Source organism: Vibrio sp. ES.051 (genome assembly GCF_002563795.1).
Lineage (GTDB): Bacteria > Pseudomonadota > Gammaproteobacteria > Enterobacterales > Vibrionaceae > Vibrio.
In genome coordinates, this window is record NZ_PDJL01000003.1 from 565594 (window position 1) to 578156 (window position 12563).

Sequence of the window (12563 nt, forward strand, 5' to 3'; positions counted from 1 at the left end):
GGTGATATGTACTGGCTCACCCTACACAAAGGACTAGAACGATGAAAAAATTGGCAACTCTTATCTCTGCTGCACTTCTTTCTTCCACTGTATCGGTCGCGGCGCAAGCTCAAGATACCATGGCGATTGTTGTATCCACGCTCAATAACCCGTTCTTCGTAACGATGAAAGACGGCGCGGAGGCGAAAGCGAAAGAATTGGGATACGATTTGATTGTACTGGACTCGCAAAATGACCCGAGTAAAGAGCTTTCAAACATCGAAGATTTAAGTATTCGCGGCGTGAAAGCGATTCTGATTAACCCTACAGATTCCGATGCTGTTTCAAATGCTATTCGTATGGCAAACCGTTCTAATATCCCTGTATTGACACTTGACCGTGGTGCGAGCCGTGGTGACGTTGTGAGTCATATCGCCTCTGATAACGTAATTGGCGGTGAGATGGCGGGTCACTACATCATGGAAAAAGTGGGCGAAAAAGCCAAAGTCATCCAACTCGAAGGTATCGCGGGTACTTCTGCTGCGCGTGAACGCGGCGAGGGCTTTATGAATGCGGTTAAGAGTGGCGATATGAACCTACTTGCGAGCCAGCCAGCTGACTTCGACCGCACCAAAGGTCTTAACGTTATGGAGAACTTAATGGCGGCGAACCCTGATGTTCAAGCGGTATTCGCTCAGAATGATGAAATGGCGTTAGGTGCACTGCGTGCGGTTCAAGCGTCAGGTAAAGATGTGATGATTGTAGGCTTTGATGGCACAAAAGACGGCATCGCTGCGGTTAATCGTGGCAAGCTAGCCGCAACCATTGCGCAACAACCCGATCTTATCGGTGCGCTTGGTGTTGAAACGGCTGATAAAGTATTAAAAGGCGAGAAAGTGGAAGAGTACATCCCAGTACCACTAAAAGTGGTCACAAAATAAGCCTGACGTTAATTAACGCGTCCTAATTTCTTCGCTCTCTCCTCCGTTTATATCTGTCGTTTAGGAGGGGAGAGCGAGAATAGATGCCTTTGGCTTTTTATCGCTATACCAAAGAGAAGTTAAAGTCATCTATTACATTTTTCAAAAAGGGTTCATTCAGAACCGAGGATAACCGTATGAATAAGTTAGTGGTATTAGGTAGTGTAAACGCTGACCATGTTCTTCAAGTGCCTTCTTTTCCTCGCCCCGGCGAGACGCTACATGGTCGCAACTATCAAGTTATCCCAGGTGGTAAAGGCGCCAACCAAGCGGTAGCGGCCGCTCGATTAAACACTGATATCGGCTTTATTGCTTGCGTGGGTGACGACTCGTTCGGCATCAATATTCGTGAAAACTTTAACATGGACGGCATCGACATTACGGGTGTCAAGATGCAACCAAATTGTCCTACGGGCATTGCGATGATCCAAGTATCGGACAGCGGTGAGAACAGTATTTGTATTTCAGCTGAAGCGAACGCCAAGCTGACCGCCGAAGCGATTGAGCCAGATTTAGAACGTATTCGCCAAGCTGATTATCTGTTAATGCAATTAGAAACGCCGATGTGTGGTATCGAGAAAGCCGCGCGCATAGCCAAAGAGGCTAAAACCAATGTAATTCTGAACCCCGCTCCGGCGCATGAGCTTTCTGATGAGTTACTTGCTTGTATCGATGTTATTACCCCTAACGAGACAGAAGCAGAAGCCTTAACTGGTGTCATGGTGACTGACAATGACAGCGCGCAAGAAGCCGCGAATGTTTTACATTCTAAGGGCATTGAAATCGTCATGATTACACTAGGGGCGAAAGGCGTGTGGTTAAGCCAGAATGGTCGTGGTGAAATGATTGCGGGTTTCCGCGTTGACGCAACGGATACAACCGCGGCAGGGGACACCTTCAACGGCGCATTCGTCGCTGGTCTATTAGAGGATTTACCTTTAGAATCAGCGATTAAGTTTGCACATGCGGCAGCAGCGATTTCTGTTACCCGCTTTGGCGCACAGACGTCGATTCCGACCCGTGAAGAGGTAGACGCGTTTCTCGCTGAACAATAAGAATCAGCCGCAAAAAGCCGAGTCAAAATAGGAGTAATAACATGGCGACGATGAAAGACATCGCAAAACTGGCAGGGGTTTCTACTTCAACAGTGAGCCATGTTATTAACAAGACCCGTTTTGTGAGCGAAGAGATCTCTGAACGCGTGAATAACGCAGCAAAAGAACTCCACTACTACGCACCATCTGCTTTGGCGCGCAGCCTTAAAGTGAACCGAACCAAAACCATTGGTATGTTAGTAACCACCTCTACTAACCCATTTTTTGGTGAAGTGGTAAAAGGCGTTGAACGCAGTTGTTACCACAAGGGTTACAGTCTGATCCTGTGTAACACCGAAGGCGATAACCAACGAATGCGTCAATCGATTAATACGTTATTGCAAAAGCGCGTCGATGGTTTGATCTTGATGTGTTCATCTTTAGAAGGGGAGCGCATTGAGGTATTTGAGCGCTACCCAGACATTCCGGTGGTGGTCATGGATTGGGGCCCAATGCTGTTCACCAGTGATAAGATTCAAGATAACTCCTTACGTGGTGGCTATTTAGCAGCTAAGTACTTAATTGATTGCGGTCATAAAGAAATCGGTTGTATCACAGGACCACTGATTAAACATCAAGCTCAGATGCGATACGAAGGCTACAAGCGCGCCATGATAGAAGCGGGCTTGGAGTTTAGTGCGGATTGGATCATCGAAGCTGATTTTGAATGTGAGGGAGGGTATCAGGCATTCAAGAAAATGGTGCAGCGAGGGGCGTTACCGAGCTCTATTTTTGTCTCGAATGACATGATGGCAATGGGCGTGATCAACGCCGCTAACGAACTGGGAATTAAAGTGCCTGAACAGCTATCAATCATCGGTTATGATGATATTCACATTGCTAAGTTTATGTCGCCATCATTAACCACCATTCACCAACCTAAATATCGCCTTGGGCAAGCCGCTGTCGAAACGTTAGTTCGAAAGTTGGACGATAAATCGACCGACGCACAAGTCGTGCAACTGGAACCGACATTAGTGGAACGAAAGAGTGTCAAGCTAGTAAACTCAAGCACTTAATCAGTGATATTCAATAACAAAATCTAAAGATAAATCTCTCATTATATAATCAATTCTTACTATCAAAGCATTACGTTAAGTTCGTCCGCTCCCGTCTCCCCCCGAGATCGCTTTGTGGCCATTATCAGCCATTGGATTGTAGTATGTCATTCATAATGGTGTAAAGATTTCTCCCCTAACTCTTTAATGAATACGTTCGCTTGGTTGATACTTGCAGAACTTTAGCAGAGGGCTTTCATAACTCATTGATATGGATAGAGGCAAAAGAAATGTAATCAATGTAAAGGCGGTTAAATTTTATTGAATGCTTTAAAGAGTAGCGCTATATTGCGAACGCGCATGATAATAGAACTCATTAAGGATTATAAAAATGAAAAAGCTCGTCAGTACGGCTCTTTTGTCGCTGTTTACTGTGTCACCTGCCTTCGCTGCTAATGTTGTTATTGACCATTACATGGGCAAGACTGAGTTAGAGCAATCGCCAAAGCGTGTGGTGGTGATCGGTTTTGGTCCTTTGGATGCTCTAAACAGTTTTGGCATTGACCCTGTTGCGGTATCGAATGCTTCTCACCTGCCCAGTTATCTCTCGAAATACAGTAAAGACAACTATACCTCCGCAGGCAGTTTGTCTGAACCAGACTTCGAAACGATCTACACGCAAAAGCCCGATTTGATTTTGGTTGGCCCGCGCGGTTCTGCAAAATATGAAGAACTGAGCGAGATTGCACCAACGGTTGTTTTTGCTGCGGAAAAAGATCAAGGTTACTGGGAAGGTACTCAAGCTCAATGGCGGAACATCGGTAAGATCTTTGATATTGAAGACAAAGTTGAACAAAAAATTGAATCGCTTGATGTCCAGTTTAAAGCGATTCGTGATTATAACCAATCAAACAATAATGATGCGCTGACAATTTTAAGTATTGGTGACAACATCAGTACGTTTGGGGCACAGTCCCGATTTGGTGTGATTTATAAGGATTTCGGTTTTATCGAGACGGTTAAAAACATTAAGACGGGTACGCATGGTGACGTTATTTCTTATGAATTTATCCGTGAGGCTGACCCGAAAAGTATTCTGGTGATTGACCGTAACTCACTGACGTCGACACCTGGCCTTGATGTACGTAAGTCAATGAACAACGATTTGGTCAAAGCGACAACAGCGTATAAGAATCAAAAAATCAAATACTTAGATGTGGATGCGTGGTATCTGGCAATGTCAGGGGTGACCGCGACCGAAAAAATGGTGAGCGAGATTAAGCAAACCGTTGAACTGTAACCCAAGATAGCAGAGGTTAACTTTGAAAAAGTTATTGCTAACCCTTGTGGTTTTAAGCATCGTATCTTTATTTGTTGGGGTGGCAAATATGACGCCTCAGCAATTATTCACTGGCGATGCAAAAGCACTGGAACTTTTCTTTACCAGTCGTATACCACGCTTGTTCGCCATTTTGCTGGCTGGAGCTGGGCTAAGCATCGCTGGCCTTGTAATGCAGCAAATCAGTCAAAACCGATTCGCCGCTCCATCAACCACTGGCACAATTGAATGTGCCATGTTGGGGTATGTACTGAGCGTTGTCTTTTTTGGTAATGGAAACCATCTTTGGCTGGTCTTTGGTGTATCGATACTTGGAACGTTGACGTTTATTCATTTCATTCAACGTATTCAATTCAAGAGTGTCATATTTGTTCCGCTTGTCGGGATCATTTTTGGCAACGTCATTGGTTCTATGACGACATTCATTGCCTACAAATATGATGCACTGCAAAGCTTAAGTGCATGGACGGTGGCCAATTTCGCCAATATTTTACGTGGTGATTTTGAGCTGCTTTATATTGCTGTGCCAATGGCGGTGCTCAGTTACCTATTTGCGGCAAGAATCTCGGCGGTAGGCATTGGAAAAGATTTTGCTGTGAACTTAGGACTCAACTATCAGCAAGTTGTGACTATTGGTGTGCTGTTGGTTTCGATGATGTCTGCGAGTGTCGTCATGATTGTGGGTCAATTGCCATTTCTTGGCCTCATTGTGCCAAATATCGTGAGTCATTTTTATGGCGATAACCTTAAGAACAACATTCCGTTAACCGCCATGTTTGGTGCCATTTTGGTGTTAGGTTGTGACTTAATTAGTCGTTTGATAATTTTTCCTCACGAAATGCCGATCTCTATTGTGATCAGTATCTTAGGTGGGGTGGTATTTATTACGATGTTGCTGCGAGGTAAGCAGCATGCGTGACTCAACGAAACTGATGGTGCTTGGCAGTATCGCCGTTCTCTTCGCATTTTTGTTTATTGGTTTAGGGTTGACGGCTGACAACTACCAGTACTTTTTATCACGACGAGTGCCGAAAGTTCTTGCGATGATGTTGGCCGGTGTGGCAATTGCGCAATCTTCATTGGTGTTTCAGACCATCACGCATAACCGGATCTTAACGCCAAGTATCATGGGGTTTGATGCGTTATATGTGTTAACCCAAATTTTGATTGTTTTGCTTTTTGGTGGCTTAAGTACATTGGCTCTCAACCTCTACGTTAACTTCACTGTGGCTGTGTTAGTGATGGTGTCGTTCTCATTGTTATTATTTGGGTTTTATTTTTCCAAAGGCAGTCGCAACCTGATCACGTTGTTACTGGTGGGGTTGATCTTTGGTCAGCTCTTTTCCAATATTGCGTCATTTTTCTCATTGTTGATGGATCCGAACACATTTGCGTTTGTTCAATCGAAATTGTATGCCAGCTTCAATAATGTGAAGGTGAACCTTGTCTATTTAAGCGCACCGATTTTGATGTTTGCATCCTGGTTGTTATTTAGAATGCATCGCACCTTGGATGTATTTTGGCTCGATCAAGATAACGCGAAAAGCCTGGGCGTCGATGTCTCTAAAGTGACGCGAAATGCGTTTATGGTGTCAGCAGTATTGATCGCAATTTCAACGGCACTTGTTGGCCCGATCATGTTCTTTGGTTTACTCGTGACGAATTTGAGTCGCGAACTATTCCGTAGTTACCAACACAAAACCTTACTGGTGGGGTGTTCGCTATTATCCATTGCCTCGTTGTTGGCTGGGCAATGGATAATCGAGAATATATTCAGTTTTGAGACCACCTTAAGCGTTGTGATTAACTTTCTGGGCGGTGTGTACTTTTTGTATCTGCTGCTGAAAAATAAAGTCGTATAAATATGATAGTCATAGATAAATTAACCAAGGCGTTTGGCTTTAACCGAGTTGTTGATGAAGCCAATACGCAGTTTGAAAAAGGCAAAGTGACATCCATCATTGGTCCGAATGGTGCTGGGAAAAGTACGTTGCTCTCCATGGCATCTCGATTAACAGATCGAGATGGTGGTAGCGTGATGATTGACGGTAAAGAAATTGCGGAATGGAATACCAAAGAGTTAGCAAAAAAATTGGCAGTACTTCGCCAAGCTAACTCGATCACGATGAGATTCACGGTGCAAGAGTTGGTTTCATTTGGCCGTTTTCCTTATTCAAAAGGCAATCTAACCAAAGAAGATGACGCCGTTATCGCACAAGCTATCGATTATTTGGATCTACAAGATATCCAAGACAAATATTTAGATGAGTTGAGTGGTGGGCAGCGTCAGTTGGCGTTTATTGCTATGGTTATTGCCCAAGACACGGACTATGTCTTTCTGGATGAGCCGCTCAACAACCTAGACATTAAGCACTCGCTACAAATTATGAAAATCGTACAAAGGCTTGCTCATGATATGAACAAAGCCATGGTGATTGTGATTCACGATATCAACTTTGCCGCGTGTTATTCTGATACCATTTTAGCGCTCAAACAAGGGAAAGTGGTGGCCAGTGGTGTGGTGGAAGAGGTGATTCAGGCGACGACGCTAGAAGATATCTACGAAACGCCGTTCAATATCATTGAGGTAAACGGTAAACGTATGTGTACTTACCACTAATAAATAATCGATTGATACGCATTAGCCGTAAGAGTCCACTAATGCGAGTTAGACGAGCTTATTTAGTCAGCTCGTCTATGATTGGACAGCGGCTTTCCGCATCACCTGGGCATGCAGATACCCAACCTTCAAGCTGTCTTTTTATTTCGGTTAGATGCGCGATTTTTTCTTCGACTTCTTTCAGCTTATCCATTGTTCGCGCTTTGACTTCGCTGCTCTTACGGTTCGGGTTATGGGCAAGCTGTACAAATTCTTTGCATTCTTGCAGCGAAAATCCAGCATTTTTTGCTCGTGAGACTAAGTTAAGTTCTTGAATATGATTATTTGAGTACTCTCGATAGCCAGAGTCACTGCGCGCAGGTGGAGAAATGATCCCTTTGTCTTCATACAATCGAATCGACTTAGATGAAAGCTCGGTTAGTTTAGCGACAGCACCAATATTCATGTTTAACCTCCAGAACGTTTAAGGCGATTATATACCTTTGTTGTGGATGAGATATACCCAAATAACCTTAAGGTTGCAGAATCTCGACGTATCGAAAGTTTTTTGCCTTGTTTTAAAGTATTTTTACCCTATTTCTTAACACTGAATTATCGCGCTTGGCGATAATTCAAATCTGATATTAAAAATTTATTTAATAAAAGCAAAAAAGCCCGTAGTTTCATGACTTTCGGGCTTTTTGAATTTGAATGCTATTAAGCTTTCTTAGGTTCTAGACTTTTTTTTTCCTGTTGCATTTTAACGAGGAAGTATACGTTAACGCATGCAATAAAGCCGTTCGTTAACACTACAGGCCATGAATCAATCAAAATCCCGTAAGCGGTAAATAGTGCGCAGCCAATAAAGTTAATGATGCGAAGCTTAACAATATCTTTCATAGTTAGCGAAATAGCGACCATGATTGAAGCAGCATATCCTAAAATCTCAACCATATTCATGTCCATTTTTTGACCCTCTTAAATCTGCCGAATTCTGTCGGTACCAATTCTTCTCATCTTGAGATTAATGAGGAAGCTCCATGCCTCGAATGGTCTTATTTTTGTTGTATGGGTGCACTATATCAATGGAAAAACCGTGATAAAAGCCTCAGATCAAGGTTAAGAGAAGGTTAGCGATTACGCAAACGTTTAGGGCGGGAATTACTGATAATTTTACTTATTATGTTGATTGATAATAATGATAACAACAATAGATGAAACACCGCTAAAAAGGGAAAAGCGAGTCGGGACCTGAGGAGGAAAGCGCTCCTGGTGCAAAGTCAGAAAGGCGGCCTTTGCACCGGGACTACTGAGGTTAACGGTTTAGTGCACCACAACGCTCAGGTTGGTAAGTGATATTGACAATTTCAATTGTTCTCACTTGATTATTTGGCATTGGCCACTCCAGTTTTTGACCGACAGATAAACCAATCAAGGCACTGCCTACAGGAGCAAAAATAGAAATATCATCACTACTTTTTAGCTCTGATGGATAAACTAAGGTTTTGGTCATGGTTCTATCTTCGCCAGAGAATTTAAATTCCACTGTCGAATTCATTGTTACCACGTTATCTGGCATTTGTTCTGGTTCAAGAACGGTTGCGCGGTCGAGTTCTGCTTCTAGATCAACAAGCTCTGCAGCGATGTTTGGCATCTTATCCAGCAGGGCTGTGATTCTATTCATATCTAAACTTGAAATGTAGATAGAATTGTTTTTTGACATTTGATGACTCCCAAAGAAAAGGCCGCCACACAAAATGGGACGGCGCTCTATATGTCAATTACGTTATCAAACATATGGAGTTTATTCCATATGAGCTATATCTGATTCTAGTCTTTATACAATCGCTAAGCCAGCAAAAGATTTTTATTGTGAAGTTTGATTTCTTTAAAATTTTCCTGCCGCTGTATCTAACTCATAATGTATTCAACTTGGTGTGGATGGTCACTGTGTTTCGTCCCATTAGTAAAAACAGCACAAGATGATCTGGAGGGGGATTATATTTTGCAAGGGTTACGCTGCCTTTGCATTTCTTGCTTGCGCATCGGCATTTGGTCAATTAATTGGTTAATGAACTGCCAGTCTGTTTCTGCGCCCCAGCGGTATTTTTCTTGACCATCTTTACCAAGCAAAATAGCGGTATGAGCCCCCTCTTTTACGCGATAAAGTTTTGCAAGCGTTGATAAATCAAACTCTTCTTTCAACCAAGCAGGAGATGTATACCCATCTTCTGTGATCACTAAGGTGACAATATCACGATCGATGAGCTGACATTCATTCATCAGTGTTTCTAATAAGAATTGCTTAACATGCTCGTCATTTTCTGGCGCAAAGTAGAGAACACTTCGGTGTGGCCAATATTTTGAGTTGGCTGGGTAGCCAAATACAGTCGATGACAAGATACCACAAAGTATTATCACTAATAACTTCCCACTCATGACCGCTCTCCTAGAAACGCAAGTAATCATTTATACGTTAAGTTTAGTGGAATTGGCTCATTGTGCTTTTCCGAAAACTGGCTTAGGGTAGGCAGCAAATAAACCAAGCGTATAAATAGATGAATCCGGAAAGCAAACAAAAGATCGCGATTTTGGTTGATGTGCAGAATGTGTATTACACCTGTCGGGAAGCCTACCGCCGCCACTTTGACTACAACCAGTTTTGGTACGTCGCGACACAAGACAGAGAGGTCGTTAGCGCGAAAGCCTATGCTATTGCCAGCAATGACCCCAAACAGCGTCAGTTTCATCATATTTTACGAGGGGTGGGCTTTGAAGTAATGCTCAAACCTTACATTCAGCGCCGAGATGGCAGTGCGAAAGGCGACTGGGACGTCGGCATCACCTTAGATGCGATTGAGATAGCTCCGGACGTGGATAGTGTGATTTTAGTCTCTGGCGATGGGGATTTTAGCTTGCTTGTGGAGCGTATTCAGCAACGCTATAACAAGAAAGTGGCAGTGTATGGCGTGCCAAGGCTAACCTCGCAAACGCTGGTTGATTGTGCCGATCACTTTGTTGCCATTGATGAAGATTTTCTGCTGTAGAAGGTATCGGTTAATTTAAGAACAGCACTAGCAAGCAAAGAAAAAGGCGAGTCACTTCAGGCAGTACGTAAACGTACAATGACTCGCCTTTTAAACTCACCTTAACGGTTATCTATGCAGGAATGATGATCTGTCCTAAGACGTAACCTAAACAACACGCCCCAATTACACCTATCAAACCGACGGCCATGAATGAGTGGTTAAAGTACCATTTGCCAATCTTTGTTGTACCCGATGAATCGAAGTTCACTGTTGCGATATCGGACGGGTAGTTGGGAATAAAGAAGTAACCGTACACTGCTGGCATTAAGCCGATAAGCAGAGCAGGGTCAAGACCCAAGCCCAAACCAACAGGCAACATCATGCGTGCCGTTGCTGCTTGAGAGTTTACAACTACCGATACAATGAATAATGCAAGTGCAAACGTCCACGGGTAATTCGTGACCATATCGACGATACCAGATTTAAACTGCGGCATTGCGTATTGGAAGTAAGTGTCTGACATCCAAGCGATACCGAAGATTGCGATTGCCGCCACCATACCAGATTTGAATACCACCCCATTTGGTACGTTACGAGGATCTGTTTTTGTCGCAAGAAGGATAATACCACCGAAGCAGAGCATCATCATTTGGATCACAACGGCCATGCTGATTGGCTTAGAGCCATCAACAATAGTGCGTATTTCTGGCCACATCGCGATAACGACAATCACTAAAATCGAGAGGATGAACAGCAGTACTGAGTTGCGAGCACTTGTTGGTAGCACTTCGTCAAGTGACGTTGCGGTTGTGTTTAAGATCTTCTCGCGCCATATCGGATCTTTTAAGCGTGCTTGATATTGTTCGTCGTCTTCCAATTCTTTACCGCGTTTTAAGCTGTAAAGTGACATCAATAATGTACCAAACAGCGTTGCTGGAACGGTTACAAGAAGAATAGAAAGCAGTGTGATTTCATGTTGGATGTGAGACAACTGAGCAAGGTAGTAAACGACGGCAGCAGAAATAGGAGAGGCGGTAATAGCGATTTGAGATGCTACGGATGCTGCAGCCATTGGGCGTTCTGGTCGAATCCCGTTTTTCAGTGCGACGTCGCCAATGATTGGCATGATGGAATAAACCGCATGACCCGTACCAAGAAGAAACGTCATGAAGTAAGTCACAAATGGTGCAATGAGTGTCACTCGCTTCGGATTCTTACGTAACACACGTTCTGCGACTTGCAGCATGTATTTTAAACCACCTGCGGCTTCAAGGATCGATGCACAGGTTACGACCGCCAAAATGATTAACATCACGGTTACAGGAGGAGAGGTTGGCGGCATCTTAAAGATGAATACTTCGACAACGAGACCGATACCAGATACGACCCCGAGGCCTATGCCCCCATAACGTGAGCCGATATACAGCATCACAAGTAAAAATAGAAACTCAAGATACAACATGTGGATTTCCTTATTCAAAACAAAGGGCTATATAGCCAACTACCTAATCACATTGTCCTGATATTCAGAAGAAAATACCCCATGTTGTTCACATTCCATTAGATAAGAACCAGCAATGTCGAATAATTGGTAATAACTCACGTTACAGCAAGGAACCGTTAACGTGGTTTTATCAAGGTGTTTTCATGCTGTGTCTTTTTACGAATGCATCGCTTGTCAATGCGACGATATACCACGGTTTGTTGCTTTTAATCTTGATTTACGCCCAAATCAACCGTGCCTTCTGATGACGTCGATGATTGGTTCTGCTGCTCTTCAGCTTCCATATTTGCACGCTCAGCTTTGGAAATGTAGCGTGGCTTATTACTCTTATGTAGCTTCGCGTTATGTTGTTTCTGCTTTGCTTTTAAGATTTGATTGATTTTCTTCTTGCGGTTCATGGTGGTGGTCCTTTAATTTAGCGAGGCAGCATAGTGATTTTTTTACCAAGTTACAACTAAATACGCCCTAGCGTATGCCAACAACAATAGACCTCTTTTTTAGAGTATTACTGGAGTTTATATGAAAACACTGATCACCGAACGTCTGAAATTACGTCTTGTGAGTGTCGATGACGCGCCGTTCATATTGGAACTCTACAACCATCCAGACTTTTATCGTTTTGTCGGTGATAAACAAATCCGCACCACTGACGAGGCCGCCCGTTACATCCAACAAAACATGCTGCGAATGCAAGAACTAAAAGGGGTCAGCTTGTTGGTGGTTGAAACGCAAGGCAATGGCCGCCCAATCGGCATTTGTGGCTTAGTAAAGCGTGATACATTAAATGATTATGATCTTGGGTATGGTTTTCTTCCATCGGCGTATGAGCAAGGCTTTGGAATAGAGGCTGCCCAAGCCACGTTAACGTATGCCAAAGAGGAAATGCAACTCGAAAAGCTGGTCGCCATTACGAATAATGATAATAGTCGTAGTATCAGTTTGCTCAAAAAACTGGGTTTTGAGTTTGAACGCGTAGAGCAGCAGTACGATAATGGTCGCACGCTAGAACTCTACATAACCAAATTGTGACTTCGGATAAAC

15 protein-coding genes are annotated in these 12563 nt (G+C 43.4%); 9 read left to right on the top strand and 6 right to left on the bottom strand.

The window, feature by feature from the left end; genetic code table 11:
- Nucleotides 1-41 precede the first annotated feature (41 nt).
- From rbsB to vctC, 7 genes are all read left to right on the top strand, one after another.
- Complete coding sequence (rbsB, locus tag ATG66_RS03235) at nt 42-920, top strand: ribose ABC transporter substrate-binding protein RbsB (protein ID WP_098413932.1); 879 nt, start codon at nt 42-44, stop codon at nt 918-920.
- Nucleotides 921-1096: 176 nt separating this feature from the next.
- Nucleotides 1097-2014 (top strand): ribokinase, encoded by a 918-nt coding sequence (rbsK, locus tag ATG66_RS03240; protein ID WP_098414508.1) that lies wholly within the window; start codon nt 1097-1099, stop codon nt 2012-2014.
- Between the two features lie 41 nt (nt 2015-2055).
- Nucleotides 2056-3072, top strand: coding sequence for a substrate-binding domain-containing protein (locus ATG66_RS03245; protein ID WP_098413933.1), 1017 nt, complete (start codon nt 2056-2058; stop codon nt 3070-3072).
- 370 nt (nt 3073-3442) lie between these two features.
- A complete protein-coding gene (locus tag ATG66_RS03250) occupies nt 3443-4351 on the top strand; it encodes a siderophore ABC transporter substrate-binding protein (protein WP_098413934.1) in 909 nt (302 codons plus the stop codon).
- Nucleotides 4352-4373: 22 nt separating this feature from the next.
- Complete coding sequence (vctD, locus tag ATG66_RS03255; protein WP_098413935.1) at nt 4374-5309, top strand: iron chelate uptake ABC transporter permease subunit VctD; 936 nt, start codon at nt 4374-4376, stop codon at nt 5307-5309.
- On the top strand, nt 5302-6252 hold the full coding sequence (gene vctG, locus ATG66_RS03260) for an iron chelate uptake ABC transporter permease subunit VctG (protein WP_098413936.1): 951 nt from the start codon (nt 5302-5304) through the stop codon (nt 6250-6252). Before vctD ends, vctG begins: the two co-directional genes overlap by 8 nt.
- Before the next feature lie 2 nt (nt 6253-6254).
- Nucleotides 6255-7010: an iron chelate ABC transporter ATP-binding protein VctC gene (vctC, locus tag ATG66_RS03265; protein ID WP_098413937.1), complete on the top strand. Its 756-nt coding sequence runs from the start codon at nt 6255-6257 to the stop codon at nt 7008-7010.
- A 58-nt stretch (nt 7011-7068) separates the two neighbouring features.
- Here the strand turns inward: vctC and cueR are convergent, their stop codons facing one another.
- From cueR to ATG66_RS03290, 4 genes are all read right to left on the bottom strand, one after another.
- On the bottom strand, nt 7069-7455 hold the full coding sequence (gene cueR, locus ATG66_RS03270) for a Cu(I)-responsive transcriptional regulator (protein WP_098413938.1): 387 nt from the start codon (nt 7453-7455) through the stop codon (nt 7069-7071).
- A gap of 251 nt (nt 7456-7706) precedes the next feature.
- Nucleotides 7707-7955, bottom strand: a complete 249-nt coding sequence (locus ATG66_RS03275) for a YgjV family protein (protein ID WP_098413939.1) — start codon at nt 7953-7955, stop codon at nt 7707-7709.
- A 349-nt stretch (nt 7956-8304) separates the two neighbouring features.
- The gene (rnk, locus tag ATG66_RS03280; protein ID WP_098413940.1) at nt 8305-8712 is read right to left on the bottom strand and encodes a nucleoside diphosphate kinase regulator; all 408 of its coding nucleotides are present in this window, start codon (nt 8710-8712) and stop codon (nt 8305-8307) included.
- Between the two features lie 275 nt (nt 8713-8987).
- Nucleotides 8988-9428, bottom strand: coding sequence for a DUF4174 domain-containing protein (locus ATG66_RS03290; protein WP_098413942.1), 441 nt, complete (start codon nt 9426-9428; stop codon nt 8988-8990).
- 119 nt (nt 9429-9547) lie between these two features.
- Here ATG66_RS03290 and ATG66_RS03295 point away from each other — a divergent pair, with 119 nt between their 5' ends.
- Complete coding sequence (locus tag ATG66_RS03295) at nt 9548-10036, top strand: LabA-like NYN domain-containing protein (protein ID WP_098413943.1); 489 nt, start codon at nt 9548-9550, stop codon at nt 10034-10036.
- A 112-nt stretch (nt 10037-10148) separates the two neighbouring features.
- Here ATG66_RS03295 and ATG66_RS03300 read toward each other — a convergent pair whose 3' ends face one another.
- Nucleotides 10149-11480 (bottom strand): anaerobic C4-dicarboxylate transporter, encoded by a 1332-nt coding sequence (locus tag ATG66_RS03300; RefSeq protein ID WP_098413944.1) that lies wholly within the window; start codon nt 11478-11480, stop codon nt 10149-10151.
- Between the two features lie 248 nt (nt 11481-11728).
- The gene (locus ATG66_RS03310) at nt 11729-11920 is read right to left on the bottom strand and encodes a DUF2986 domain-containing protein (protein WP_098413945.1); all 192 of its coding nucleotides are present in this window, start codon (nt 11918-11920) and stop codon (nt 11729-11731) included.
- Nucleotides 11921-12041: 121 nt separating this feature from the next.
- Between ATG66_RS03310 and ATG66_RS03315 the strand changes: the two genes are divergently transcribed.
- The gene (locus tag ATG66_RS03315; protein WP_098413946.1) at nt 12042-12551 is read left to right on the top strand and encodes a GNAT family N-acetyltransferase; all 510 of its coding nucleotides are present in this window, start codon (nt 12042-12044) and stop codon (nt 12549-12551) included.
- Nucleotides 12552-12563 lie beyond the last annotated feature (12 nt).

Bases quoted from the DNA above. Each gene is read 5' to 3' on its own strand.
- ATG66_RS03315 (WP_098413946.1), top strand. From the start codon at position 12,042: ATGAAAACACTGATCACCGAACGTCTGAAATTACGTCTTGTGAGTGTC.
- vctC (WP_098413937.1), top strand. From the start codon at position 6,255: ATGATAGTCATAGATAAATTAACCAAGGCGTTTGGCTTTAACCGAGTT.
- ATG66_RS03250 (WP_098413934.1), top strand. From the start codon at position 3,443: ATGAAAAAGCTCGTCAGTACGGCTCTTTTGTCGCTGTTTACTGTGTCA.
- rnk (WP_098413940.1), bottom strand. From the start codon at position 8,712: ATGTCAAAAAACAATTCTATCTACATTTCAAGTTTAGATATGAATAGA.
- ATG66_RS03290 (WP_098413942.1), bottom strand. From the start codon at position 9,428: ATGAGTGGGAAGTTATTAGTGATAATACTTTGTGGTATCTTGTCATCG.
- rbsK (WP_098414508.1), top strand. From the start codon at position 1,097: ATGAATAAGTTAGTGGTATTAGGTAGTGTAAACGCTGACCATGTTCTT.
- ATG66_RS03310 (WP_098413945.1), bottom strand. From the start codon at position 11,920: ATGAACCGCAAGAAGAAAATCAATCAAATCTTAAAAGCAAAGCAGAAA.
- cueR (WP_098413938.1), bottom strand. From the start codon at position 7,455: ATGAATATTGGTGCTGTCGCTAAACTAACCGAGCTTTCATCTAAGTCG.
- ATG66_RS03295 (WP_098413943.1), top strand. From the start codon at position 9,548: ATGAATCCGGAAAGCAAACAAAAGATCGCGATTTTGGTTGATGTGCAG.
- ATG66_RS03245 (WP_098413933.1), top strand. From the start codon at position 2,056: ATGGCGACGATGAAAGACATCGCAAAACTGGCAGGGGTTTCTACTTCA.
- rbsB (WP_098413932.1), top strand. From the start codon at position 42: ATGAAAAAATTGGCAACTCTTATCTCTGCTGCACTTCTTTCTTCCACT.
- vctG (WP_098413936.1), top strand. From the start codon at position 5,302: ATGCGTGACTCAACGAAACTGATGGTGCTTGGCAGTATCGCCGTTCTC.
- ATG66_RS03275 (WP_098413939.1), bottom strand. From the start codon at position 7,955: ATGGACATGAATATGGTTGAGATTTTAGGATATGCTGCTTCAATCATG.
- ATG66_RS03300 (WP_098413944.1), bottom strand. From the start codon at position 11,480: ATGTTGTATCTTGAGTTTCTATTTTTACTTGTGATGCTGTATATCGGC.